This is a genomic window from Actinomadura sp. NPDC000929 (genome assembly GCF_040492065.1).
GTDB lineage: Bacteria > Actinomycetota > Actinomycetes > Streptosporangiales > Streptosporangiaceae > Spirillospora > Spirillospora verrucosospora.
Map to the genome: position 1 here is coordinate 1 of NZ_JBEUPA010000230.1, position 8820 is coordinate 8820.

Sequence of the window (8820 nt, forward strand, 5' to 3'; positions counted from 1 at the left end):
GCCAGCTCGGCGACGGCACCACCCGCGGCAGCGGCGTGCCCGTGCGCGTCCGCGCGCCGGACGGGCGGCCCGGCCGGCTGGACGACGCCGTCGCGGTCGCCGCCAACAACGACTTCTCCATGGCGCTGCGCCGCGACGGCACCGTCGTGACCTGGGGCGAGGGATCGTCCGGCCAGCGCGGCACCGGCGCGCGCACCACCCCTCCCGTCCCGACGACCGTGCGCGCGCCGGACGGGCGCGACGCGCTCACCGGCGTCACGGCGATCGCCGCGGACGGGCACACCGAGCTGGTGCTGCGCGGCGACGGGCAGGTGCTCGCCTGGGGCGCCAACGCGGGCGGCATGGTCGGCGACGGCACCCGCGAGGACCGGGCCCTGCCCGTCCCGGTGCGCGGGCTGGGCGGCGCCGCGCGGCTGGACGGCGCCGTCCGCATCGCGATCGGCGGCCAGCACGGGCTGGCGCTGCTGCGGGACGGGCGGGTCGCGTCATGGGGCCGCAACGAGCTCGGCCAGCTCGGTGACGGCACGCGCCAGGACCGGCTCACGCCCGTCCTCGTCTCGGGGGTGGGCGGCGAGGGCGTCCTCGACGGCGTCACCGCGGTCGCCTCGGCGGAGAAGCACAACTACGCCCTCCGCGGGGACGGCACCATCGTCGCCTGGGGCAACAACACCGCCGGCCAGCTCGGCGACGGCACGGTGAAGCCGCGGACCGCCCCGGTCACCGTCGTCGGGCGCAGCGCCCCGAAGCTGCGCGGCGCCGCCCGCGTGTTCGCCGGGGAGGCCTACGGCGCGGCGATCCTGGCCGACGGGACGCTGCTGACGTGGGGCGCGGGCGGCAGCGGCCAGCTCGGCTCGGGGAAGAGGGCGCCCCGCAGCCGTCCCGGCACGGCGCTGACGACCGCGGGCACGGTGCCGGCCGGCGCCCTGTCGGTGGGCGTCGGCGAGCGCCACCTGATCCTGCTGCTGGGCTCCGGAGCGCCGTAGCTCTCCGGAGCCTTCAGGACTCCTTGGGCGGTTCCGGCCTGGCGTCGCCGGGCCGGGGACCGTCCACCGGGGGCTGGGGCGCGGGAGGCTGGGCTCCGGGCGCGGGAGGCGCGGCGGCCGCGCCCGGGGCTCCGGTCCCGCCGGCGGGAGCGGGGGTCGCGGAGCGGCGGCGCCACAGCAGGAACCCGCCGCCGGCGGCCGCCACGGCCACCACCCCGGCGCCGCCGAGCACGTACGGCATGGGCGATCCGTCGTCCTTCGGGGGCTCGTATCCGGCGGCGGGAACGGTCGGCTGCGACTGGGCGAGCGTGCGCTCCTCCTGCTCCTGCTGCTTGACCGACGCCTCCGGCGCGGGCTTGCCGTTGTTGCCGCGCTTGCCGGGCTTCGGCGGCGCGTACTTCGACTCCGGGAGCGTCTGCACGAAGCGCAGCAGCGCCAGGTCGGGCTTGCCCTTGCTGCCCTTCACGGCCCCGTCGTAGATGGACTTCACCCGGGCGCCCGGCAGCGCCGTGGAGGACACCCGGAGCTGGTCGCCCGCCAGCACCGCGTAGGTGCCCTTCCGCTTCATCAGGCCCGGCAGCCGGCCGAGGACCTGTCCGGGGTCGTTCCCGGGCGGCAGGATCGCGATGAACACCGCGACGGACCGGCCCTGCGCGCTGCGGAGCAGTTCCTGCGCGCCGTCCGACTGGTAGTACTTGGCGTGGGAGTCGACGTAGTAGCCGCTCTCGCTGATGCCCTCGGCGACCGCGTCGAGGTCGACGCCCGCGAAGGCGGGCGCGGCGGTCATTCCGAACGCCGGCACGAGGGCCAGCGCCAGCGTCCCGGACGCGACGATGCGGCGGGAGAAGTGGTTCACGGAAGAGGCTCCTTCAACGCTGGGATGGCCATCGACATTACCGGCGCCACTTGGGGAAAGGTGGCCAAAGCAGGGGAATCGGCATCGCCGCGGTCAGATGCCGCGGCCTCGGGTGTGCAGGGCCAGCAGGACGCGTTTGCCGGACACGACCCCCGACGCCACGGCCAGCGCGAACGGGACGCGGCGCTCGGCCGGGTTCGCCCTGAGGGCGCGCGCCGACCAGCGCAGCGCGTCCCTGCGGCGGCCCACGGTCGCGCAGCCGAAGGCGAGCTGCCCGTAGACGCGCCCGGCCGCGCCCGGCTCCTCGCCGATCTCCGGGTAGTGCTCCAGGAACCACTCCAGCGCGGCGACCTTCGTCTCCCACGCCTGCGCGTAGTAGGACGTCAGCCCCCACAGGACCCGCACGTACGGCTCGTCCACGTTCACCACCGGGTGGCGGCGGGCGGCGCGGAGCGCGAGGTCCCAGTCCTCGCCCTGGCTGCCGGGGATCGTCTCGTCCACCATGCCGATCTCGATGAGCGGTTCGCGGCGCGCCACGTAGGTGGAGGAGTGGACGCTCATCATCCGGTCGCGGATCAGTGCGTCGTAGGTCACCCGGTCCGTCCCGGCCAGCCGGGGCAGCTCCCGCCCGTCGAAGTCGATCAGGATGCCGGAGCTGCACAGCACGGCGTCCGGCTCGCTCTCCAGGGCCTGCACCTGCGCGGCGAGCTTGCCGGGCAGCCACAGGTCGTCGTCGTCGCAGAACGCGACCAGGTCGGTGTCGAGGGCGAGGATCCCGGAGTTGCGGGCGCCCGCCAGGCCCGGCGCCCGGGTGTTGCGGATCACCTCGACGCGGTCCCCCGCGAGGGACGCGTCGGGCTCGGCCCGGTCGAAGACGACGACCGCGCGCACCTCGCCCTCGTACTCCTGGGCCAGCACCGACTCCAGCGCGCGGCGCAGCAGCTCCGGCCGGTCGTGCGTGGGAAGCACGACTCCGACGGATGGGGGCATCCAGGGCCTGCCTTGTCGTAGGGGGTCGGGAGGAGGCGGACCGGCGGCCGCCGCGGGGCCCGCCGGCCCCGCGGAACCGGGTCAGCGCGCGCCGGTGATCATTCCGGCGGCGACGGTGTTGTTGGTGGCCTCGTCGATCAGGATGAAGCCGCCGGTGAGGCGGTTGCGGCCGTAGTCGTCGACGAACAGCGGCTGCGTCACCCGCAGCGAGACGCGGCCGATCTCGTTCAGGCCGAGGGAGGCCGCCTGCTCGTCGCGGTGCAGCGTGTTGACGTCCAGCCGGTAGTGCAGCTGCTTCACCATCGCCTTCGCGGTGCGGGTCGTGTGCTTGATGACCAGCTTCGAGCGCGGGGTGAGCGTGCGGTCCGGGGTCATCCAGCAGACCATCGCGTCGATGTCCTGCGCGACCTCGGGCCGGTTGTTCGGACGGGCGATCATGTCGCCGCGGGAGATGTCGATGTCGTCGGCGAGGCGCAGCGTCACCGACATCGGCGCGAACGCCTCGTCGACCGGCCCGCCCGGCCCGTCGATATGGGTGATCGTCGTGGTCAGCCCGGACGGCAGGTGCACCACCTCGTCGCCCGGCTTCAGCACGCCGCCCGCGACCTGGCCCGCGTAGCCGCGGTAGTCGTGCAGGTCGGGGTCGGTGGACGCGTGCGGCCGGACCACGTACTGCACCGGGAACCGCACGTCGATCAGGTTGCGGTCGGAGGCGATGTGCACGTGCTCCAGGTGGTGCAGCAGCGACGAGCCCTCGTACCACGGCATGTTCACGCTGCGCTCGACGACGTTGTCGCCGTGCAGCGCCGAGATCGGGATGAACGTCAGGTCCGTGACCTCCAGCTTGGAGGCGAACGCCGTGAACTCGTCCACGATCCGCTCGTACACGCCCCGGTCGTAGTCCACCAGGTCCATCTTGTTGATCGCCACGACCAGGTGCGGGACCTGCAGGAGCGTGGTGAGGAACGCGTGCCGGCGCGACTGCTCCAGGATGCCCTTCCGGGCGTCCACGAGGATGATCGCCAGGTCGGCGGTGGAGGCGCCGGTCACCATGTTCCGGGTGTACTGGATGTGCCCCGGCGTGTCGGCGATGATGAACTTGCGGCGCGGCGTCGCGAAGTACCGGTACGCCACGTCGATGGTGATGCCCTGCTCCCGCTCGGCCCGCAGGCCGTCGGTCAGCAGCGCCAGGTTCGTGTACTCCTCGCCGCGGTCGGCGCTGGTCTTCTCGACCGACTCCAACTGGTCCTCGAAGATCGACTTGGAGTCGAACAGCAGCCGGCCGATCAGTGTGGACTTGCCGTCGTCGACGCTGCCGGCGGTGGCGAACCGCAGGAGGTCCATCTGCTTGGCCGGCCGGGCCTCGGCCGGCCGGTCCCCGGCGAGCCGGTCGTTCGCGCTGGCCATCAGAAGTAGCCCTCCTTCTTGCGGTCCTCCATCGCGGCCTCGCTGGTGCGGTCGTCGGCGCGGGTCTGGCCGCGCTCGGTGATCCGCGTCGCCGCGATCTCCTCGATCACCTCGTCGAGCGTCACCGCGTTCGACTTCACCGCGCCCGTGCAGGACGCGTCGCCGACCGTCCGGTACCGGACGGTCGCCGTGAACTCGGGCTCGTCGTCGCCGCGGTTCGCGAAGCCCGTCTCGGCGTCCAGGAGCAGCCCGTCGCGCTCGAACACCTGCCGGGTGTGCGCGAAGTAGATCGGCGGGAGTTCGAGCTCCTCGCGGCGCACGTAGTCCCAGATGTCGAGCTCGGTCCAGTTCGACAGCGGGAACACCCGGACGTGCTCACCCTGCACGATCTTGGTGTTGAACAGGTTCCACAGCTCCGGGCGCTGGTTCTTGGGGTCCCACTGCCCGAACTCGTCCCGGAAGGAGACCACCCGCTCCTTCGCGCGGGCCTTCTCCTCGTCCCGGCGCGCGCCGCCGAACGCCGCGTCGAACTGGTGCTCCTCGATGGCGTCCAGCAGCGGGGTGATCTGCAGCCTGTTGCGGGACGCGCGGCGGCCCTTCTGCTCCACCACCCGGCCGCTGTCGATCGCGTCCTGCACCGACGCCACGACCAGCCGGACGCCGAGCTCGGCCACCCGGCGGTCCCGGTACTCGATCACCTCCGGGAAGTTGTGGCCGGTGTCGACGTGCATGACCGGGAACGGGATCGGGGCGGGCCAGAACGCCTTCTGGGCCAGGCGCAGCATGACGATGCTGTCCTTGCCGCCGGAGAACAGCAGCACCGGCCGTTCGAACTCGGCCGCCACCTCCCGGAAGATATGGATCGACTCGGCTTCGAGGATGTCCAGCTGGGACAGTAGGTAATCGCGACGCTGCATGGTCATGGGGCTCTTTCACGCTGTTCTGGCAGTGGCAACCGATGGCACGGAGACGGGCGGACCGGTCAGGGCAGCGCGCCGCTCACTTCCCGAATGCCGGTCAGCAGCGTTGACGCCGACATGGGATGGCACACCAGGATATCCGGGAGCCGGGGGTCCTCACGGTTGTAGCGCAGCGGCGACCCGTCGATCCGGGACGCGTGCGCCCCGGCGCCGAGCGCGACGGCCGCCGGGGCCGCCGAATCCCACTCGTACTGGCCGCCCGCGTGCACGTAGGCGTCCACCTCGCCGAGCAGCACCGCGGAGATCTTCGCCCCCGCCGACCCGATCGGGACCAGCTCCACGTCCGGCTCGATCACCTCCGCCAGCCGCCGGACGAACTCCGGCGGCCGCGTGCGGCTCACGGCGATGCGCAGCTTCCCCGCGTCCGGCGCCGGGACGTGCAGCGGCACCTCGCGGGGCGGCGGCGTCCCGGCGGGCCCGGCGGTGACGGGGTCGGGCTCGGCGAGGTCGGTCCGGACGAGCGAGGCGCCGCCCACCGCGTCCGTGCGGAGCGTCAGGCCCTGCGCCGGCAGCGCGACGGCGCCGGCCGCCAGGCGGCCGGCGCCGGACGCGTCGCGCTCCCACAGCGCCACGTGCACGGCCCAGTCGCGGCGGCCCTCCTCGGAGAACTCGCGGGTGCCGTCCAGGGGGTCCACGATCCACACGCGGGAGGCCGTGAGCCGCTCCGCGTCGGCGGTGTTGCGGGTCGGTGCGCGGTCGTCGCCCTTGGACCGCTTCCCGGCGACCGAGGACCGCCCCTCCTCGGACAGGACCGCGTCGCCGGGACAGCGCTCGGCGAGCGCCGCCATCAGGTACTCGTGCGCCCGCAGGTCGCCGGTGTCCTTCAGGGCCCTCGCGTCGGCGAAGCCCATCTCGTCCCGCACGCCCAGCAGCAGCCGGCCCGCCGTCCCGGCGAGCTCGGCCGCGAGCGAATGATCGTCTCTGGCCCCTGGCTCGGTCATCTGAGATCACATTCCCGACTCGACTGGTCTGCTCGGTCTACTTTCTCATGCGGCCCGCACCGGCCACGGGACGAGGTCTCGCTCAGCGGCCCGCCGCCGGCGGCGGGCGCTCAGTACGCGCCGGAGCCCCGGAAGACGGCCGACCAGGTCTTCCACATGATCTGCAGGTCCAGGGCGAGGGACCAGTTGTCCACGTACCGCAGGTCGAGGCGGACCGACTCCTCCCACGACAGGTCCGAGCGGCCGCTCACCTGCCACAGGCCGGTCAGGCCCGGCTTGACGACCAGGCGGCGGTAGACGTCCCCGCCGTACTGGGCGACCTCGTCCGGCAGCGGCGGGCGCGGCCCCACCAGCGACATCTCGCCCCGCAGCACGTTGAACAGCTGCGGCAGCTCGTCCAGCGAGTACCGGCGCAGCCGGCGCCCCACCCGCGTGACCCGCGGATCCTGCCTGATCTTGAACAGCACGCCGTCGTGGTCGTTGGCGGCCAGCAGCTCCAGCCGGCGCGCCTCGGCGTCGGCGACCATCGTGCGGAACTTCAGCACCGTGAACTCCCGGCCCCCGCGCCCGACGCGCGTCTGCCGGAACAGCACCGGGCCCTCCCCGGACATCTTGATCAGGACCGCGATCAGCAGCAGCAGCGGGCTCAGCGCCACGATCCCGCCGAGCGCCGCCACCCGGTCGACCAGGCCCTTGAGGACCTTGCGGCCCCCGTCCAGCTCCGGATGCTCCACGTGCAGCAGCGGCAGGCCCGACACCGGGCGGATCGAGATCCGCGGGCCGGTGACGTCCATCAGCGCGGGCGCCACGACCAGCTCGACGTCGTTGCGCTCGATCTGCCACGCCAGCCGGCGCAGCGCCACCCCGTCCATCTCCGGGCACGCCAGCACGGCCACCGAGTCGGCGCCGATCCGGTCGGCGACCGCCGCCGCCTGGCCGAAGTCGCCCAGCACCGGGACGCCCTCCACCTCGGCGACCGCGTCCTCGCCCGCCGCGAGCACGGGCGGCAGGCACACGGCCACGATGTCCATGCCGTGGTAGCGCTTCTTCTGCAGCAGCCGGATCAGGTCGGACACCGACGTGCGGTGCCCGACGGCGACGACCCGCCGCATGCACTCGCCGTGCCACCGCTTCTTGTGCAGCCACTTGCGCAGCCGGTACCGCGCCAGGAGCGCCAGGAACGTCCCGAGGGGCAGCGCCATCACCACGTAGCCGCGCGCGACGTCGGTCTTGGTGGCGTACGCCACGATCGCGACCACCGCCGTCAGGATGAACCCGGCGCGCAGCACCCGGTGGAACTCCTCGTACCCGACGCCCACGTACCGCGGCTGGTAGGCGCGGCACAGCATCAGCGTCGGAACCCACACCACCGGCAGGGCCACGGTCAGGACCACGTACGGCGCGTCCAGCTCCGTCGGGACGCCCGGGAACCTGAGCACGAAGGCGATCACACCGGCCATCAGCATGCTGGTGAAGTCGAGAACCCTCGCGATCCGCCGGTAGGAGCGGCTCCAGTTCTGCGACGCCCCGCGCTCGTGCTCATGGCGGATCGATGACTCGGCCTGAACCTTGTCAACGACGGCCATAAATCACTCACCAATCCTGTGTAACGCGCGCCTCGTCAGCGCGATTCACACCGAAGACGGCTGAACGTCGCCCGAGGTTCACATTGAACCTGAACCTCGATCGGCCTGCATCTTACGGTCGCTTTGCCGTGGTCACGGGCGGAACGTAGCCCCCACGTGGACAACGCACCCAAACCGCCCCGACCGCACACGAAGATGGCGCCACTGCGCCTTGATCACAGCCGTTCACCGATCGTGAGGCCGGATGCGGTCACCCGACCGAACGCAACCGGTCACCCCGGGTGAACGGATTTTCGGCCCGACACCGTCAGTTATGTCACAGTGACGCAATTGCAGGGCCGAAAAAGGCGGGTCGCCCTCGATTCAACCCTCTTCACCGCCCGTCGCGCGGCGAAATCGGTCAACCCGCGTGGAACGTGTTCTGCGCGGCCGCCAGCCCCTCGGTCAGCAGCGCCTCGACCGCGTCCGCCGCACGGTCCACCTCGAAGTCGAGCTCCTTGCGCTCCCCCGCGGAGAAGTCCTTCAGCACGAACGCGGCCGGGTCCATACGCCCCGGGGGGCGCCCCACCCCGAACCGCACGCGCGGATACTCCTTCGAGCCCAGCGACCGGGTGATGGACCGCAGCCCGTTGTGGCCGTTGTCACCGCCGCCCTGCTTCAGCCGCACCGCCCCGAAGGGGATGTCCAGCTCGTCATGGACGACGACCACCCGCTCCACCGGCACCTTGTAGAAGTCGCGCAGCCCCTTCACCGGACCGCCCGACTCGTTCATGAAGGTGCGGGGCTTCGCCAGCACCACCCGCTTCCCCGCCAGCCGGCCTTCGAGCACGTCCGCCCGCGCCCGGTGCGACCTGAACCTGCCTCCGGCGCGCGCCGCCAGGACGTCCAGCACCATGAACCCCGCGTTGTGCCGGTTCTTCGCATACGACGGCCCCGGGTTGCCCAGCCCCACCACGAGCCAGAGATCCGCGTCCACCCGCACTCCTCACACGCGAGCACGGCCCCCGCCGGTGCGCGCACCCGCGGGGGCCGTGGAAGTACCCTGCGGCCCGCCGTCCGGGGCGGCCGCGCGCCGGG

The 8820-nt window shown here is 72.7% G+C and carries 8 protein-coding genes; 1 reads left to right on the forward strand and 7 read right to left on the reverse strand.

The window, feature by feature from the left end; all coding sequences use genetic code 11:
• Positions 1-983 (forward strand): RCC1 domain-containing protein (locus tag ABWI04_RS40205; protein ID WP_353835689.1); only part of this gene is annotated, 983 nt, incomplete at its 5' end.
• Between the two features lie 13 nt (positions 984-996).
• On the opposite strand, the gene ABWI04_RS40210 is transcribed toward ABWI04_RS40205, so the two are convergent.
• The 7 genes from ABWI04_RS40210 to pth form a co-directional block, all read right to left on the reverse strand.
• Positions 997-1839 (reverse strand): hypothetical protein, encoded by an 843-nt coding sequence (locus tag ABWI04_RS40210; RefSeq protein ID WP_353835690.1) that lies wholly within the window; start codon positions 1837-1839, stop codon positions 997-999.
• Between the two features lie 93 nt (positions 1840-1932).
• On the reverse strand, positions 1933-2829 hold the full coding sequence (locus ABWI04_RS40215; RefSeq protein ID WP_353835691.1) for a glycosyltransferase family 2 protein: 897 nt from the start codon (positions 2827-2829) through the stop codon (positions 1933-1935).
• Positions 2830-2910: 81 nt separating this feature from the next.
• The gene (locus tag ABWI04_RS40220; protein WP_345173626.1) at positions 2911-4173 is read right to left on the reverse strand and encodes a sulfate adenylyltransferase subunit 1; all 1263 of its coding nucleotides are present in this window, start codon (positions 4171-4173) and stop codon (positions 2911-2913) included.
• A gap of 62 nt (positions 4174-4235) precedes the next feature.
• Positions 4236-5153 (reverse strand): sulfate adenylyltransferase subunit CysD, encoded by a 918-nt coding sequence (gene cysD / locus ABWI04_RS40225; protein WP_345173624.1) that lies wholly within the window; start codon positions 5151-5153, stop codon positions 4236-4238.
• 65 nt (positions 5154-5218) lie between these two features.
• Entirely contained in the window at positions 5219-6157 is a 939-nt protein-coding gene (locus tag ABWI04_RS40230; protein WP_353835692.1) for a 3'(2'),5'-bisphosphate nucleotidase CysQ, read from the reverse strand.
• A gap of 110 nt (positions 6158-6267) precedes the next feature.
• Positions 6268-7743 carry a sugar transferase gene (locus tag ABWI04_RS40235; RefSeq protein WP_353835693.1) on the reverse strand — a complete coding sequence of 492 codons (1476 nt, stop codon included), beginning with the start codon at positions 7741-7743 and terminating at the stop codon, positions 6268-6270.
• Positions 7744-8143: 400 nt separating this feature from the next.
• Positions 8144-8719 (reverse strand): aminoacyl-tRNA hydrolase, encoded by a 576-nt coding sequence (gene pth / locus ABWI04_RS40240; RefSeq protein ID WP_345173558.1) that lies wholly within the window; start codon positions 8717-8719, stop codon positions 8144-8146.
• Positions 8720-8820 lie beyond the last annotated feature (101 nt).

What these genes read in the sequence shown, in the direction of transcription:
- ABWI04_RS40220 (WP_345173626.1), bottom strand. Translation starts at nt 4,173, where the DNA reads ATGGACCTCCTGCGGTTCGCCACCGCCGGCAGCGTCGACGACGGCAAG.
- ABWI04_RS40215 (WP_353835691.1), bottom strand. Translation starts at nt 2,829, where the DNA reads ATGCCCCCATCCGTCGGAGTCGTGCTTCCCACGCACGACCGGCCGGAG.
- cysD (WP_345173624.1), bottom strand. Translation starts at nt 5,153, where the DNA reads ATGCAGCGTCGCGATTACCTACTGTCCCAGCTGGACATCCTCGAAGCC.
- ABWI04_RS40230 (WP_353835692.1), bottom strand. Translation starts at nt 6,157, where the DNA reads ATGACCGAGCCAGGGGCCAGAGACGATCATTCGCTCGCGGCCGAGCTC.
- ABWI04_RS40235 (WP_353835693.1), bottom strand. Translation starts at nt 7,743, where the DNA reads ATGGCCGTCGTTGACAAGGTTCAGGCCGAGTCATCGATCCGCCATGAG.